The sequence below is a fragment of the Isoptericola sp. NPDC057191 genome, from assembly GCF_042670225.1.
Taxonomy (GTDB): Bacteria; Actinomycetota; Actinomycetes; order Actinomycetales; family Cellulomonadaceae; genus Isoptericola.
The window spans coordinates 1-15055 of sequence record NZ_JBHUWC010000094.1 but is presented as its reverse complement, the minus strand read 5'-3'; the positions used below and the strand labels follow the sequence as shown (position 1 = coordinate 15055).

The 15055-nt window shown below is 67.8% G+C and carries 25 protein-coding genes; all 25 read left to right on the top strand.

The annotated features are described in order from the left end of the window. Positions 1-420 precede the first annotated feature (420 nt). The 25 genes from rpsL to rplO all read left to right on the top strand — a co-directional run bounded on the left by rpsL (position 421) and on the right by rplO (position 15033). Positions 421-795 carry a 30S ribosomal protein S12 gene (gene rpsL, locus ACFT55_RS12710; protein ID WP_079572407.1) on the top strand — a complete coding sequence of 125 codons (375 nt, stop codon included), beginning with the start codon at positions 421-423 and terminating at the stop codon, positions 793-795. Beyond that, positions 795-1265, top strand: coding sequence for a 30S ribosomal protein S7 (gene rpsG, locus ACFT55_RS12705; RefSeq protein ID WP_380244197.1), 471 nt, complete (start codon positions 795-797; stop codon positions 1263-1265). The genes rpsL and rpsG overlap by 1 nt, the downstream gene beginning before the upstream one ends. 112 nt (positions 1266-1377) lie before the next feature. Further along, the gene (gene fusA / locus ACFT55_RS12700) at positions 1378-3480 is read left to right on the top strand and encodes an elongation factor G (protein WP_380244196.1); all 2103 of its coding nucleotides are present in this window, start codon (positions 1378-1380) and stop codon (positions 3478-3480) included. 128 nt (positions 3481-3608) lie between these two features. Further along, positions 3609-4805 carry an elongation factor Tu gene (gene tuf, locus ACFT55_RS12695; RefSeq protein WP_380244195.1) on the top strand — a complete coding sequence of 399 codons (1197 nt, stop codon included), beginning with the start codon at positions 3609-3611 and terminating at the stop codon, positions 4803-4805. Between the two features lie 468 nt (positions 4806-5273). Next, the gene (rpsJ, locus tag ACFT55_RS12690; RefSeq protein ID WP_013837837.1) at positions 5274-5582 is read left to right on the top strand and encodes a 30S ribosomal protein S10; all 309 of its coding nucleotides are present in this window, start codon (positions 5274-5276) and stop codon (positions 5580-5582) included. 14 nt (positions 5583-5596) lie between these two features. After that, positions 5597-6250, top strand: coding sequence for a 50S ribosomal protein L3 (gene rplC / locus ACFT55_RS12685; protein ID WP_380244194.1), 654 nt, complete (start codon positions 5597-5599; stop codon positions 6248-6250). A gap of 5 nt (positions 6251-6255) precedes the next feature. Further along, entirely contained in the window at positions 6256-6954 is a 699-nt protein-coding gene (rplD, locus tag ACFT55_RS12680; RefSeq protein ID WP_380244193.1) for a 50S ribosomal protein L4, read from the top strand. Next, the gene (gene rplW / locus ACFT55_RS12675) at positions 6951-7253 is read left to right on the top strand and encodes a 50S ribosomal protein L23 (RefSeq protein WP_079572420.1); all 303 of its coding nucleotides are present in this window, start codon (positions 6951-6953) and stop codon (positions 7251-7253) included. The genes rplD and rplW overlap by 4 nt, the downstream gene beginning before the upstream one ends. Before the next feature lie 29 nt (positions 7254-7282). Continuing rightward, positions 7283-8119, top strand: a complete 837-nt coding sequence (gene rplB / locus ACFT55_RS12670; RefSeq protein WP_079572422.1) for a 50S ribosomal protein L2 — start codon at positions 7283-7285, stop codon at positions 8117-8119. 14 nt (positions 8120-8133) lie between these two features. Continuing rightward, the gene (gene rpsS, locus ACFT55_RS12665) at positions 8134-8415 is read left to right on the top strand and encodes a 30S ribosomal protein S19 (RefSeq protein WP_075829208.1); all 282 of its coding nucleotides are present in this window, start codon (positions 8134-8136) and stop codon (positions 8413-8415) included. Positions 8416-8488: 73 nt separating this feature from the next. Further along, complete coding sequence (rplV, locus tag ACFT55_RS12660; RefSeq protein ID WP_079572426.1) at positions 8489-8857, top strand: 50S ribosomal protein L22; 369 nt, start codon at positions 8489-8491, stop codon at positions 8855-8857. Continuing rightward, positions 8857-9693 (top strand): 30S ribosomal protein S3, encoded by an 837-nt coding sequence (rpsC, locus tag ACFT55_RS12655; protein ID WP_380244192.1) that lies wholly within the window; start codon positions 8857-8859, stop codon positions 9691-9693. The genes rplV and rpsC overlap by 1 nt, the downstream gene beginning before the upstream one ends. 3 nt (positions 9694-9696) lie before the next feature. Then, complete coding sequence (gene rplP, locus ACFT55_RS12650) at positions 9697-10116, top strand: 50S ribosomal protein L16 (protein WP_380244191.1); 420 nt, start codon at positions 9697-9699, stop codon at positions 10114-10116. Next, entirely contained in the window at positions 10116-10355 is a 240-nt protein-coding gene (rpmC, locus tag ACFT55_RS12645; protein ID WP_380244190.1) for a 50S ribosomal protein L29, read from the top strand. Before rplP ends, rpmC begins: the two co-directional genes overlap by 1 nt. A gap of 7 nt (positions 10356-10362) precedes the next feature. Then, positions 10363-10653 (top strand): 30S ribosomal protein S17, encoded by a 291-nt coding sequence (rpsQ, locus tag ACFT55_RS12640; protein WP_380244189.1) that lies wholly within the window; start codon positions 10363-10365, stop codon positions 10651-10653. A 145-nt stretch (positions 10654-10798) separates the two neighbouring features. Beyond that, entirely contained in the window at positions 10799-11167 is a 369-nt protein-coding gene (gene rplN, locus ACFT55_RS12635) for a 50S ribosomal protein L14 (RefSeq protein WP_380244188.1), read from the top strand. 2 nt (positions 11168-11169) lie between these two features. Further along, complete coding sequence (gene rplX / locus ACFT55_RS12630) at positions 11170-11511, top strand: 50S ribosomal protein L24 (protein WP_380244187.1); 342 nt, start codon at positions 11170-11172, stop codon at positions 11509-11511. Next, entirely contained in the window at positions 11511-12083 is a 573-nt protein-coding gene (gene rplE, locus ACFT55_RS12625) for a 50S ribosomal protein L5 (RefSeq protein WP_380244186.1), read from the top strand. The genes rplX and rplE overlap by 1 nt, the downstream gene beginning before the upstream one ends. A gap of 1 nt (position 12084) precedes the next feature. Then, positions 12085-12270, top strand: a complete 186-nt coding sequence (locus tag ACFT55_RS12620; RefSeq protein WP_013837851.1) for a type Z 30S ribosomal protein S14 — start codon at positions 12085-12087, stop codon at positions 12268-12270. A gap of 73 nt (positions 12271-12343) precedes the next feature. Next, a complete protein-coding gene (gene rpsH / locus ACFT55_RS12615) occupies positions 12344-12742 on the top strand; it encodes a 30S ribosomal protein S8 (protein WP_380244185.1) in 399 nt (132 codons plus the stop codon). Positions 12743-12761: 19 nt separating this feature from the next. Beyond that, positions 12762-13298: a 50S ribosomal protein L6 gene (gene rplF, locus ACFT55_RS12610; protein ID WP_380244184.1), complete on the top strand. Its 537-nt coding sequence runs from the start codon at positions 12762-12764 to the stop codon at positions 13296-13298. After that, the gene (rplR, locus tag ACFT55_RS12605; protein WP_380244183.1) at positions 13298-13669 is read left to right on the top strand and encodes a 50S ribosomal protein L18; all 372 of its coding nucleotides are present in this window, start codon (positions 13298-13300) and stop codon (positions 13667-13669) included. Before rplF ends, rplR begins: the two co-directional genes overlap by 1 nt. A 43-nt stretch (positions 13670-13712) precedes the next feature. Next, complete coding sequence (gene rpsE, locus ACFT55_RS12600; RefSeq protein ID WP_380244182.1) at positions 13713-14384, top strand: 30S ribosomal protein S5; 672 nt, start codon at positions 13713-13715, stop codon at positions 14382-14384. Continuing rightward, complete coding sequence (rpmD, locus tag ACFT55_RS12595) at positions 14384-14566, top strand: 50S ribosomal protein L30 (RefSeq protein ID WP_079573239.1); 183 nt, start codon at positions 14384-14386, stop codon at positions 14564-14566. The genes rpsE and rpmD overlap by 1 nt, the downstream gene beginning before the upstream one ends. 2 nt (positions 14567-14568) lie before the next feature. Continuing rightward, the gene (gene rplO / locus ACFT55_RS12590) at positions 14569-15033 is read left to right on the top strand and encodes a 50S ribosomal protein L15 (RefSeq protein ID WP_380244181.1); all 465 of its coding nucleotides are present in this window, start codon (positions 14569-14571) and stop codon (positions 15031-15033) included. The last annotated feature ends 22 nt before the right edge of the window (positions 15034-15055 follow it).

Below are 15055 nucleotides of genomic sequence, written 5' to 3'. Positions count from 1 at the left end.
GGGCCCACGTCCCCGGACGTGTGCCGACTGCGCCGCCTCGCGGCCTTCGCGCCCCCCGCAGGGGCAGGGCGGCGCACGTCACAGCGGGCGTCCGTCCCGAACCTTTGACCCCGCTTGCTTCCGCGGGTAATCTAGGAAGCCGTGCCCGTGCCGTCGCGCGCGCATCCCGCTGTCAGCCCAGAGCCTCGGCTCGGACTGGCTGCCGGAGGCGTCGCCGACCTGAGCGCACGGGTACCCCGGGAAGATCGCTCGGACCGTCCGCGAGGACGGGGAGCGGGCCCGGGCCATCGAGCCGGTGGTAAGTGGCGTTGCGGTCCGTGAGGGCCGCGGGTGCCGCATGCGATCGGCACGCACAAGCCAGACAGACCACCGTCGAGGGCCGGCCGGCCCTCGTGAGCTCGAGAAGACGACGGAGACGTAGTGCCTACGATCCAGCAGCTCGTCCGCAAGGGCCGGAGCACGAAGGCTACGGCGTCGAAGACGCCCGCCCTCAAGGCCTCCCCCCAGCGGCGCGGCGTGTGCACGCGCGTGTACACCACCACCCCCAAGAAGCCGAACTCCGCGCTCCGCAAGGTCGCGCGCGTCAAGCTGTCCTCCGGTACCGAGGTCACGGCGTACATCCCCGGCGTCGGCCACAACCTGCAGGAGCACTCGATCGTGCTCGTGCGCGGCGGCCGTGTGAAGGACCTCCCGGGTGTCCGCTACAAGATCGTGCGCGGCGCGCTCGACACGCAGGGCGTGAAGAACCGCAAGCAGGGTCGCAGCAAGTACGGCGCGAAGAAGGAGAAGGCCTGATGCCTCGCAAGGGTCCGGCCCCCAAGCGGCCGCTCATCGTCGACCCCGTCTACGGGTCGCCCGTCGTCACGCAGCTGATCAACAAGGTCCTGCTCGACGGCAAGAAGTCCACCGCCGAGGCGATCGTCTACGGCGCCCTCGAGGGCGTCCGTGCCAAGACGGACCAGGACCCGGTCGTCGTGCTCAAGCGCGCGCTGGAGAACGTCCGCCCGGCTCTCGAGGTCCGCTCCCGCCGTGTCGGTGGCGCCACCTACCAGGTGCCCGTCGAGGTCCGTCCCGCGCGCTCCACGACGCTCGCGCTGCGCTGGCTCACCGACTTCTCGCGCGCTCGTCGCGAGAAGACGATGACCGAGCGCCTCATGAACGAGATCCTCGACGCCTCCAACGGCCTCGGTGCCGCGGTGAAGCGCCGTGAGGACATGCACAAGATGGCCGACTCGAACAAGGCCTTCGCGCACTACCGCTGGTGATGCGCACGGACGGCCCCAGGTGATCCCCGGGGCCGTCCGCGGATCCGGAACCGGCCGGCAGCCGGCCCTCCGGCCCGGCTTCCGACCTTCCACCGACAAGGGGTAACGCACCGTGGCACTCGACGTGCTGACCGACCTGAACAAGGTCCGCAACATCGGCATCATGGCCCACATCGATGCCGGCAAGACCACCACCACCGAGCGCATCCTGTTCTACACGGGTGTGAACTACAAGATCGGTGAGACGCACGACGGTGCGTCGACGATGGACTGGATGGAGCAGGAGCAGGAGCGCGGCATCACGATCACGTCCGCCGCGACGACCTGCTACTGGAAGAACAACCAGATCAACATCATCGACACCCCCGGTCACGTGGACTTCACCGTCGAGGTGGAGCGTTCCCTCCGCGTGCTCGACGGCGCGGTCGCGGTGTTCGACGGCAAGGAGGGCGTGGAGCCCCAGTCGGAGACCGTGTGGCGCCAGGCCGACAAGTACGACGTCCCGCGCATCTGCTTCGTCAACAAGATGGACAAGCTGGGCGCCGACTTCTACTTCACGGTCGACACCATCGTCAACCGCCTCAAGGCGAAGCCGCTGGTCATCCAGCTCCCGATCGGTGCCGAGAACGACTTCGAGGGCGTCGTCGACCTCCTCGAGATGAAGGCGCTCACCTGGCGCGGCGACACCAAGATGGGCGAGGAGTACGCCGTCGAGGAGATCCCCGCGGACCTCGTCGAGAAGGCCGAGCAGTACCGGGCCGAGCTCGTCGAGGCGGTCGCGGAGGCCGACGACGAGCTGCTCGAGAAGTTCCTGGGCGGCGAGGAGCTGTCGGTCGCCGAGATCAAGTCCGGCATCCGCAAGCTCGTCATCAGCTCGCAGGCCTTCCCGGTGCTGTGCGGCTCGGCGTTCAAGAACAAGGGCGTGCAGCCCATGCTCGACGCCGTGATCGACTACCTGCCGACGCCGCTCGACGTGCCGGCCGTCCAGGGCCACGACGTCAAGGACTCCGAGACGATCATCGAGCGTCGCCCGGACGAGTCGGAGCCGTTCTCGGCTCTCGCCTTCAAGGTCGCCACGCACCCGTTCTTCGGCAAGCTCACCTACGTCCGCGTGTACTCGGGCAAGGTCGCGCAGGGCGCGCAGGTCCAGAACTCGACCAAGGGCAAGAAGGAGCGCATCGGGAAGCTCTTCCAGATGCACTCCAACAAGGAGAACCCGGTCGAGGAGGCCCACGCCGGCCACATCTACGCGTTCATCGGGCTCAAGGACGTCACCACCGGTGACACGCTCTGCGACCCCGCGAACCCGGTCATCCTCGAGTCGATGACCTTCCCCGAGCCGGTCATCGACGTGGCCATCGAGCCGAAGACGAAGGCCGACCAGGAGAAGCTCTCCACGGCGATCCAGAAGCTCGCCCAGGAGGACCCGACCTTCCGCGTCAAGCTGGACGAGGAGACCGGCCAGACCGTCATCGGCGGCATGGGCGAGCTCCACCTCGACATCCTCGTCGACCGCATGCGTCGCGAGTTCCGCGTCGAGGCGAACGTCGGCAAGCCGCAGGTGGCGTACCGCGAGACGATCCGCCGCACCGCGGAGAAGATCGACTACACGCACAAGAAGCAGACCGGTGGCTCGGGCCAGTTCGCGAAGGTCCAGGTGACCTTCGAGCCGCTCGAGACGGACGAGGGCGAGCTCTACGAGTTCGTCAACGCCGTCACCGGTGGACGCATCCCGCGCGAGTACATCCCGTCCGTGGACGCCGGCATCCAGTCGGCGATGCAGCAGGGCGTGCTGGCCGGGTTCCCCGTGGTCGGGGTCAAGGCCACGCTGCTCGACGGCGCCTACCACGACGTCGACTCCTCGGAGATGGCGTTCAAGATCGCCGGCTCGATGGTCTTCAAGGAGGGCATCAAGCGAGCCGACCCGGTCATCCTCGAGCCCGTCATGGCGGTCGAGGTCCGGACGCCCGAGGAGTACATGGGCGACGTGATCGGCGACATCAACTCGCGTCGTGGGATGATCCAGTCCATGGAGGACGCGACCGGTGTCAAGGTCGTGCGCGCCCAGGTACCGTTGAGCGAGATGTTCGGGTACATCGGTGACCTGCGTTCCAAGACGCAGGGCCGTGCCGTGTACTCGATGCAGTTCGACAGCTACGCCGAGGTTCCTCGTAACGTTGCTGACGAGATCATCAAGAAGACCCGGGGCGAGTGAGTCCCCACAGGTCGACGACCAGCACAACAATCAACCTGTAGGAAACCCCGTCGCCCCGCGGGATGTAGGCTTCTTGGCCGAGTCTCGCAACGTTCGGGAACATCTACCCAAGTCCCAGGAGGACCCCAGTGGCTAAGGCCAAGTTCGAGCGGACCAAGCCGCACGTCAACATCGGCACGATCGGGCACGTCGACCACGGTAAGACGACGCTGACTGCCGCGATCTCGAAGACGCTTGCGGACACGTACCCCGACCTTCCGGCGAACACGCAGCGCAACTTCGACGAGATCGACGCCGCGCCGGAGGAGAAGCAGCGCGGTATCACGATCAACATCGCGCACATCGAGTACGAGACGCCGAAGCGTCACTACGCGCACGTCGACGCGCCGGGTCACGCCGACTACATCAAGAACATGATCACCGGTGCCGCCCAGATGGACGGCGCGATCCTGGTGGTCGCCGCGACCGACGGTCCGATGGCCCAGACGCGCGAGCACGTGCTGCTGGCCCGCCAGGTGGGCGTGCCCTACCTGCTGGTCGCGCTGAACAAGGCCGACATGGTCGACGACGAGGAGATCCTCGAGCTCGTCGAGATGGAGGTCCGCGAGCTGCTGTCGTCGCAGGAGTTCGACGGCGACAACGCTCCGGTCGTGCGCGTCTCGGGCCTCAAGGCTCTCGAGGGCGACGCCGAGTGGACCAAGAAGATCCTGGAGCTCATGGAGGCCGTGGACGAGAACGTCCCCGACCCCGTGCGCGAGCTCGACAAGCCGTTCCTCATGCCGATCGAGGACGTCTTCACCATCACCGGCCGCGGCACCGTCGTGACCGGCAAGGTGGAGCGTGGCACGCTCGACGTCAACTCCGAGGTCGAGATCGTCGGCATCCGCGTGCCGCAGAAGACCACGGTCACCGGTATCGAGACGTTCCACAAGCAGATGGACCAGGCTCAGGCCGGCGACAACACCGGTCTGCTCCTGCGCGGCATCAAGCGCGAGGACGTCGAGCGCGGCCAGGTCGTCGTGAAGCCGGGTTCGATCACCCCGCACACCGACTTCGAGGCTCAGGTCTACATCCTGGGCAAGGACGAGGGTGGGCGTCACAACCCGTTCTACTCGAACTACCGTCCGCAGTTCTACTTCCGTACGACGGACGTCACCGGCGTCATCACGCTGCCCGAGGGCACCGAGATGGTCATGCCCGGCGACAACACCGAGATGACGGTCGCGCTGATCCAGCCGATCGCCATGGAGGAGGGCCTCGGCTTCGCCATCCGTGAGGGTGGCCGCACGGTCGGGTCCGGCCGTGTCACGAAGATCATCAAGTGATCTGACTGACTAAAGCACCCGGAGGCCCGGGCCCCGCAAGGGTCCGGGCCTCCGGTGCGTCCGGCGTCACAGCGGTCGAACCCCGTTCCGGCTTGGAATCCGGGGGTTCTCTGTGGCAAGATGTTCAGGTTGCCTGTCACGGGCGCGTTCTTTCTCGTGTCGAACAGTGTGTAGCACCACGGTGCGTGCGCCGGTCCGGATCTCCGGAACGGCCCGCGTCGCCTGGAGCGGTTCCCCTCCCGGTGAGGGGTCGCGGGGTTGCCGGCTGTCGACGCGCTAGAGCGCCCCGCGGGACACATGTCTCGACAGGCCAGACAAACGTCGTGGTCCGCCTCGCGGACCACATCCAACGGCCCCACGCCGGTTCGGTGTGCGCCCTGGTATGTCGCTCTGCTTTGACACAAGAGCGACACGCCCGAGCGCGGGGGTCGGACAGTAGCGGTTCGAGAGAGAGAGTCAGACGACGCCATGGCGGGACAGAAGATCCGCATCCGGCTCAAGTCCTACGACCACGAGGTCATCGACAGCTCGGCGCGCAAGATCGTCGACACGGTGACGCGCGCTGGTGCGACGGTCGTGGGCCCGGTGCCGCTGCCGACGGAGAAGAACGTCTTCACCGTCATCCGGTCGCCTCACAAGTACAAGGACAGCCGCGAGCACTTCGAGATGCGCACGCACAAGCGGCTCATCGACATCATCGATCCCACGCCGAAGGCCGTCGACTCGCTCATGCGTATCGACCTGCCTGCCGACGTGAACATCGAGATCAAGCTCTGAGGCTGGGGGACAACATGACCAACCAGCAGAAGAACGTGACCGCGGTGCTCGGCACCAAGCTCGGTATGACGCAGCTGTGGGACGACGCAGGTCGCCTCGTCCCCGTCACCGTCGTGGCCGTCCCGACCAACGTCGTGACGCAGGTCCGCTCCGCGGACGCCGACGGCTACGCGGCCATCCAGCTCGCCGCCGGCCAGATCGACCCGCGCAAGGTCACCAAGCCGCTCAAGGGCCACTTCGAGAAGGCCGGCGTCACGCCGCGCCGTCACGTCGCCGAGGTCCGCACCGAGGACGCCGCCGAGTTCACGCTCGGCCAGGAGATCACCGCCGCCGCCTTCGAGGCCGGCACCGTGGTCGACGTCGTCGGCACCACCAAGGGCAAGGGCACCGCCGGTGTCATGAAGCGCCACGGCTTCTCCGGCGTCGGCGCCTCCCACGGTGCTCACCGTAACCACCGCAAGCCCGGCTCGATCGGTGGCGCATCGACGCCGTCGCGCGTCTTCAAGGGTCTGCGGATGGCCGGTCGTATGGGCCACGCCCGCATGACCGTCCAGAACCTGACCGTCCACGCGGTCGACGCCGAGAAGGGTCTGCTGCTCGTCAAGGGCGCGGTTCCCGGCCCCAAGGGTGGCGTCGTCGTCGTGCGTAGCGCCGCGAAGGGTGCGTGACCCCCATGGCTAACCAGACCGTCGACGTGCTCGACGCCCAGGGCAAGAAGGCCGGCACCGCCGAGCTTCCCGCCGAGGTGTTCGACATCGACACCAACGTCCCGCTGATCCACCAGGTGGTCGTGGCGCAGCGCGCCGCAGCCCGTCAGGGCACGCACTCCACCAAGACCCGCGGCGAGGTCCGCGGTGGTGGCAGGAAGCCGTACAAGCAGAAGGGCACCGGCCGCGCCCGTCAGGGTTCGACCCGCGCCCCGCAGTTCGCTGGTGGTGGCACCGTCCACGGCCCGCAGCCGCGCAAGTACGACCAGCGGACCCCGAAGAAGATGAAGGCCGCCGCTCTCCGCGGTGCCCTGTCCGACCGGGCTCGCGCCGGCCGCGTCCACGTGGTCTCCGGCTTCGGCCTCGACGGTGCGCCGTCGACCAAGACCGCCGTCAAGACGATCGCCGCGCTCACCGAGCGCACGCACGTCCTCGTGGTCACCGAGCGCTCGGACGAGCTGACGATCAAGTCGCTCCGCAACGTCCAGCAGGTCCACCTGCTGACGGCGGACCAGCTCAACACCTACGACGTGCTCGTCTCCGACGACGTCGTCTTCACGGAGGGTGCGCTCGCCGCGTTCCTCGCCGGCCCGGCCACGGGCAAGTCCGTGAAGGCCGTCGCCACGGAGTCCGAGGCGGCCGAGACCGAGGAGGCCACCAAGTGACCGCCGTGACGAAGGACCCGCGCGACATCCTGATCGCGCCGGTCGTCTCCGAGAAGTCCTACAACCTCCTCGACGAGGGCAAGTACACCTTCGTCGTGGACCCGCGGGCCAACAAGACCGAGATCAAGATCGCGGTCGAGCAGGTCTTCGGCGTCAAGGTCGACTCGGTCAACACGATCAACCGCAAGGGCAAGGCGCGTCGCACGCGCTTCGGCCTGGGCAAGCGCAAGGACACGAAGCGCGCGATTGTGACCCTCCGTGAGGGCACGATCGACATCTTCGGCGGTCCGGCTTCCTGAGGCGCAGAGAGCAGATCGAGGACTAACCCATGGGAATCCGTAAGTACAAGCCGACGACGCCCGGCCGCCGCGGCTCCAGCGTCGCCGACTTCGTCGAGATCACGCGCTCGCAGCCGGAGAAGTCTCTGGTCCGTCCGCTGTCCAAGACGGGTGGGCGCAACAACTCCGGTCGCATCACGACCCGTCACAAGGGCGGTGGCCACAAGCGTGCCTACCGCGTGATCGACTTCCGTCGCCACGACAAGGACGGCGTGCCTGCGAAGGTCGCGCACATCGAGTACGACCCGAACCGCACGGCTCGGATCGCGCTCCTGCACTACGCGGACGGCACGAAGCGCTACATCATCGCGCCGAACAAGCTGTCGCAGGGCGACGTCGTCGAGGCCGGTGCCGGCGCCGACATCAAGCCCGGCAACAACCTGCCGCTGCGCAACATCCCGACCGGTACGGTCATCCACGCCGTCGAGCTCCGCCCCGGCGGCGGCGCGAAGATCGCCCGCTCGGCCGGTGCGTCCGTGCAGCTCGTCGCCAAGGACGGCCCGTACGCGCAGCTGCGCATGCCGTCCGGCGAGATCCGCAACGTCGACCTGCGCTGCCGCGCCACGGTCGGCGAGGTGGGCAACGCCGAGCAGTCGAACATCAACTGGGGCAAGGCCGGCCGCATGCGCTGGAAGGGCGTCCGCCCGACCGTGCGTGGTGTCGTCATGAACCCGGTCGACCACCCGCACGGTGGTGGTGAGGGCAAGACCTCCGGTGGTCGCCACCCGGTCAGCCCGTGGGGCCAGCCCGAGGGCCGGACCCGCCGCCCGAACAAGCCGAGCGACAAGCTGATCGTCCGCCGTCGCCGCACCGGCAAGAAGCGCTGATAGGAGCCTGACAGATGCCTCGTAGCCTGAAGAAGGGCCCCTTCGTCGACGACCACCTGCAGAAGAAGGTGGACGCTCAGAACGAGAAGGGGACCAAGAACGTCATCAAGACCTGGTCCCGTCGGTCGGTCATCACGCCCGACTTCCTCGGTCACACCTTTGCCGTGCACGACGGCCGGAAGCACACCCCGGTCTTCGTCACCGAGGCGATGGTCGGCCACAAGCTCGGCGAGTTCGCTCCCACGCGAACCTTCCGCGGCCACGTGAAGGACGACAAGAAGGGTCGTCGTCGCTGAGCCAGAGGTCTTGACCTCTGACTCAGTAGATGACTGACCTGGACTGTCTTCGATACAGGAAAGCAGGACAGCAATGGAAGCCAAGGCGCAGGCGCGGTTCGTCCGTGTCACGCCCCAGAAGGCCCGGCGCGTCGTGGACCTCATCCGTGGCAAGCAGGCCGCCGAGGCCGTCGCGGTGCTGAAGTTCGCGCCGCAGGCCGCGAGCGAGCCGATCCGCAAGGTTGTGGAGAGCGCCGTCGCGAACGCCCGGGTGAAGGCCGACCGCGCCAGCGAGCGCTTCGACGAGACGGAGCTCTTCGTCTCGGCGGCGTTCGTCGACGAGGGGCCGACGCTCAAGCGGTTCCGTCCGCGGGCGCAGGGGCGTGCGAGCCAGATCCTCAAGCGCACCAGCCACATCACCGTGGTCGTCGCACCGCGTGAGCAGAAGGAAGGGGCCCGATAGTGGGGCAGAAGGTTCACCCGCACGGGTACCGCCTCGGCATCACCACCGACCACCGGTCGCGCTGGTTCGCCGACAGCACCAAGCCTGGTCAGCGGTACCGCGACTACGTCCGCGAGGACGTGGCGATCCGCAAGCTCATGAGCACCGGTCTCGAGCGGGCCGGCATCTCCAAGGTCGAGGTCGAGCGCACTCGCGACCGCGTCCGCGTGGACATCCACACGGCGCGTCCGGGCATCGTCATCGGTCGCCGGGGTGCCGAGGCCGACCGCATCCGCGGCGAGCTCGAGAAGCTCACGGGCAAGCAGGTCCAGCTCAACATCCTCGAGGTCAAGAACGCGGAGATCGACGCGCAGCTGGTCGCGCAGGGCATCGCCGAGCAGCTCGCGAGCCGCGTCTCGTTCCGTCGTGCCATGCGCAAGGGCATCCAGTCCGCGCAGCGCGCCGGTGCCAAGGGCATTCGCGTCCAGGTCTCGGGCCGTCTCGGCGGCGCCGAGATGAGCCGGTCGGAGTTCTACCGCGAGGGTCGTGTGCCGCTGCACACGCTGCGCGCGAACATCGACTACGGCTTCTTCGAGGCCCGTACCACCTTCGGCCGCATCGGCGTGAAGGTGTGGATCTACAAGGGCGACATGACCGAGAAGGAGTTCGCCGCGCAGCAGGCCACCGCCGCGCCCCGTCAGGGTCGTGGCCGTGGGCCGGAGCGCGGGGAGCGCCGTGGTGGCGGTCGTCGTCCCGAGCGTCCGGCCCAGCCGTCCGCCGAGAGCGCCCCCGCGTCCGACGCGGCCCCGGCGCCGGCCGAGCAGACGGCGAGCCCCGAGTCCGGAACGGAGGCCTGAGTCATGCTGATCCCGCGCAGGCTCAAGCACCGCAAGCAGCACCACCCGAAGCGCTCCGGCGCTGCCAAGGGTGGCACCACGATCGCGTTCGGCGACTTCGGCATCCAGGCTCTCGAGCCCGCCTACGTCACCAACCGCCAGATCGAGGCTGCTCGTATCGCGATGACCCGCCACATCAAGCGTGGCGGCAAGGTCTGGATCAACATCTACCCGGACCGTCCCCTGACCAAGAAGCCCGCCGAGACCCGCATGGGTTCCGGTAAGGGCTCGCCCGAGTGGTGGGTCGCCAACGTCAAGCCCGGCCGGATCGTCTTCGAGCTGGCCGGCGTGGACGAGGAGCTGGCCCGCGAGGCCATGCGCCGCGCGATCCACAAGCTCCCTATGAAGTGCCGTTTCGTGGTGCGCGAGGGTGGTGCTAACTGATGGCAGTCGGAACCAAGGGCCTGGCCCCCGCTGACCTCGATGGCTTCGACGACGAGAAGCTCGTCGTCGAGCTGAAGAAGGCCAAGGAGGAGCTGTTCAACCTCCGTTTCCAGTCGGCCACCGGCCAGCTGGAGTCCCACGGTCGGATCAAGGCCGTCAAGCGCGACATCGCGCGGATCTACACGGTCCTGCACGAGCGCGAGCTCGGTATCCGCACGGCCCCGAGCGTGAGTGAGTGAGGCATCGATGAGCGAGAACACCAACGCGGTGGCCGCTGACGCGACCGAGCGCGGTACGCGCAAGGTGCGTCGTGGCTACGTCGTCAGCGACAAGATGGAGAAGACCATCGTCGTCGAGGTCGAGGACCGCAAGAAGCACCCGCTGTACGGCAAGGTCCTGCGCACCACCACCAAGGTGAAGGCGCACGACGAGCAGAACTCCGCCGGTATCGGCGACCTGGTCGAGATCATGGAGACCCGTCCGCTGTCCGCGACCAAGCGGTGGCGCCTGACGGAGATCCTCGAGAAGGCCAAGTGATCCAGAAGGTCTTCTGACCTTCGGCCGGGGCGGGCCGTGACACACGTATGCGGCCCGCCCTGACCACCACAGCAACTATCCGTTCGGCAAGGCTCGCCCGGGACCTCTCGGGACGAGAACCAGCTCGACGACAGGAGATCAATCGATGATCCAGCAGGAGTCGCGACTGCGGGTCGCCGACAACACGGGTGCCAAGGAGATTCTCTGCATCCGTGTTCTCGGTGGATCCGGCCGTCGCTACGCCGGTATCGGCGACACCATCGTCGCCACCGTCAAGGACGCGATCCCCGGCGGCAACGTGAAGAAGGGCGACGTGGTCAAGGCCGTCATCGTCCGGACCGCCAAGGAGCGCCGTCGTCCCGACGGTTCCTACATCAAGTTCGACGAGAACGCCGCCGTGATCCTCAAGAACGACGGCGAGCCCCGCGGCACCCGCATCTTCGGCCCGGTCGGGCGCGAGCTGCGTGACAAGCGGTTCATGAAGATCGTCTCGCTGGCGCCGGAGGTGCTCTGACCATGGCGAAGATCAAGAAGGGCGACCAGGTGATCGTCATCGCCGGTCGCGACAAGGGCAAGACGGGCCGCGTGCTCGAGGTCTTCAAGGACTCCGACCGCATCGTGGTCGAGGGCGTGCAGCGTGTCACCAAGCACGTGAAGGCCGGCCAGACGGCTCGCGGCACCCGCACGGGTGGCATCGAGACCGTCGAGGCGCCGATCCACGTCTCGAACGTGATGGTCGTCGACCCGGAGACCAAGAAGGGCACGCGCGTCGGGTTCCGTACCGAGCAGGTCGAGCGCGACGGCCGTACCCGCACCGTCCGCGTGCGCGTCGCCAAGCGTTCCGGGAAGGACATCTGATGACCGAGACCACTCTCGAGGCCCCGGCCACCCCCCGCCTCAAGCAGAAGTACCGCGAGGACATCATCGCGGCGCTGCGCGAGGAGTTCGGCCACCAGAACATCCAGCAGGTCGCCGGTCTGACCAAGATCGTCGTGAACATGGGTGTCGGTGACGCGGCGAAGGACTCCAAGCTCATCGAGGGCGCGATCCGCGACCTCACCGCGATCACGGGTCAGAAGCCCCAGGTCACGCGGGCGAAGAAGTCCATCGCGCAGTTCAAGCTGCGTGAGGGCATGCCGATCGGTGCGCACGTCACGCTGCGCGGCGACCGGATGTGGGAGTTCCTCGACCGCCTGCTGTCGATCGCGCTGCCGCGTATCCGCGACTTCCGCGGCCTGAGCCCGAAGCAGTTCGACGGGCACGGCAACTACACCTTCGGTCTCACGGAGCAGTCGATGTTCCACGAGATCGACCAGGACAAGATCGACCGCGTCCGCGGTATGGACATCACGGTCGTGACCACGGCGACGACCGATGACGAGGGCCGCTCCCTGCTGCGCCGTCTCGGCTTCCCCTTCAAGGAGAACTGACATGGCGAAGAAGGCCCTGATCAACAAGGCGAACGCCAAGCCGAAGTTCGCCGTCCGCGCCTACACCCGGTGCCAGCGCTGCGGCCGTCCGCACTCGGTCTACCGCAAGTTCGGCCTGTGCCGGATCTGCCTGCGGGAGATGGCCCACCGCGGCGAGCTCCCCGGCGTCACCAAGAGCAGCTGGTAAAACCACTACGCCGTAGGTCCGGGCCGTGTGCACGCACACCCCGGATACCCCGGCGAGGAAGGGCTGGAGCCCAATGACCATGACAGACCCCATCGCAGACATGCTCACGCGTCTGCGTAACGCGAACTCGGCGCACCACGAGACGGTCACCATGCCGCACTCGAAGCTGAAGTCGAACATCGCGGAGATCCTGCAGGCGCAGGGTTACATCTCCGGCTGGACCGTCGAGGACGCGAAGGTCGGCAAGACCCTCACCCTCACGCTCAAGTACGGCCCGAGCCGCGAGCGCGCCCTCACCGGCGTCCGCCGCGTCTCGAAGCCCGGTCTCCGCGTCTACGCGAAGTCCACCAACCTGCCTCAGGTCCTCGGCGGCCTCGGCGTGGCGATCCTGTCCACGTCCTCCGGCCTGCTGACCGACCGTCAGGCCCAGGCCAAGGGCGTCGGCGGCGAAGTCCTCGCCTACGTCTGGTAATCCGGAAAGGAGAATCGCCATGTCTCGAATCGGCAAGCTCCCCGTTCCGGTCCCGGCCGGCGTGGACGTCACCATCAGCGGTGCGCTCGTGACCGTCAAGGGCCCGAAGGGGACCCTGGAGCACACGGTGCCCACCCCCATCACCGTCGCGCAGGACGCCGGCACCCTCGTGGTGTCGCGCCCGGACGACGAGCGTAAGTCCCGTGCGCTGCACGGCCTCACGCGCACCCTCCTCGCGAACATCGTCACCGGTGTGACCGAGGGCTACGAGAAGAAGCTCGAGATCGTCGGCACCGGTTACCGCGTGGCCGCCAAGGGTCAGAGCCTCGAGTTCGCCCTCGGCTTCTCGCACCCGGTGACCGTCACGGCTCCGGAGGGCATCACCTTCGCTGTCGAGAGCCCGACCAAGTTCTCGGTCGCGGGTATCGACAAGCAGCAGGTCGGCGAGGTCGCAGCGAACATCCGCAAGATCCGCAAGCCCGAGCCCTACAAGGGCAAGGGCGTGCGCTACGCCGGCGAGGTCGTCCGCCGCAAGGTCGGAAAGGCTGGTAAGTGATGGCTCTCAAGGTTCTGGGCAAGGGCAAGGCCGTCGCTCGTCAGCGCCGTCACCTGCGCCTGCGCAAGAAGATCAAGGGCACCGCGGCGCGTCCGCGCCTCGTCGTGACCCGTTCGTCGCGCCACATGGTGGCGCAGATCGTGGACGACACGGTCGGCAAGACCGTCGCTTCCGCCTCGACCCTCGAGGCGGACCTGCGTGCCCTCGACGGCGACAAGACCGCCAAGGCCCGCAAGGTCGGCGAGCTCGTCGCCGCGCGTGCCAAGGCCGTCGGTGTCGAGACCGTGGTCTTCGACCGCGGTGGCAACAAGTACCACGGTCGGGTGGCTGCGGTCGCCGACGGCGCCCGGGAAGCGGGGCTGGAGCTGTGATGGCCGACGTCCGCGAGTTCGCACGGAAGATGAGGATCCTCTGATGGCTGCAGGGCAGCGCACCGGCGCCCCCCAGGGCGCCAACGAGTCCAACAAGAACGACGGGCGCCGTGGTGGCGGCCGTCGCGACGACCGCCGTGGTGGCGGTCGCGACGCGGCCGACAAGAACGCCTTCGTCGAGCGCGTGGTGACCATCAACCGCGTCTCGAAGGTCGTCAAGGGTGGTCGCCGCTTCAGCTTCACCGCGCTGGTCGTGGTGGGCGACGGCGACGGCACCGTCGGTGTCGGCTACGGCAAGGCCAAGGAGGTGCCCGCGGCGATCGCCAAGGGTGTCGAGGAGGCGAAGAAGAACTTCTTCCGCGTCCCGCGCATCCAGGGCACCATCCCTCACCCCGTCCAGGGTGAGGAGGCCGCCGGCGTCGTGTTCCTGCGTCCGGCCTCGCCGGGTACCGGTGTGATCGCCGGTGGTCCGGTGCGCGCCGTGCTGGAGTGCGCCGGCATCCACGACGTGCTGAGCAAGTCGCTCGGCTCGTCCAACTCGATCAACATCGTGCACGCCACCGTCGCGGCCCTCAAGGGCCTCGAGGAGCCGGCGGCCGTGGCCGCCCGCCGTGGTCTGCCGCTCGAGGACGTGGCCCCGGCCGCGCTCCTGCGTGCGCAGGCCGCCGGTCTCGCCGAGAAGGCGGCCAAGGCGGACGAGAAGGTGGGTGCGTGATGCCTCGTCTGAAGGTCACCCAGGTCAAGTCCGCCATCGGCGGCAAGCAGAACCAGCGTGACACGCTGCGGACCCTCGGCCTCAAGCGGATCGGCGACACCGCCGTGAAGGAGGACCGTCCGGAGATCCGTGGCATGGTCACCACGGTGGCGCACCTCGTCACCGTCGAGGAGGTCGAGTGATCATGGCCGACAACACCGAGAAGGCGCAGCCTCTCAAGGTCCACCACCTGCGTCCGGCTCCCGGCGCCAAGACCGCCAAGACCCGCGTGGGTCGTGGTGAGGCGTCGAAGGGCAAGACGGCGGGTCGCGGTACCAAGGGCACCAAGGCTCGCTACCAGGTTCCCGCAGGCTTCGAGGGTGGGCAGATGCCTCTGCACATGCGCCTCCCGAAGCTCCGTGGGTTCAAGAACCCGTTCCGCGTCGAGTACCAGGTCGTCAACCTGGACAAGCTCGCCGCGCTGTACCCCGAGGGTGGCTCCGTCACCGTCGAGGGCCTCGTCGCCAAGGGCGCGGTCCGCAAGGGCCAGCCGGTGAAGGTGCTCGGCACGGGCGAGATCACCGTCAAGCTGGACGTCGTGGTCGACCGCGTCTCCGGCTCCGCCAAGGACAAGATCCTGGCGGCCGGCGGCACGGTCTCCGAGGACTGACATCCGCTCACAGGGCCGGCGG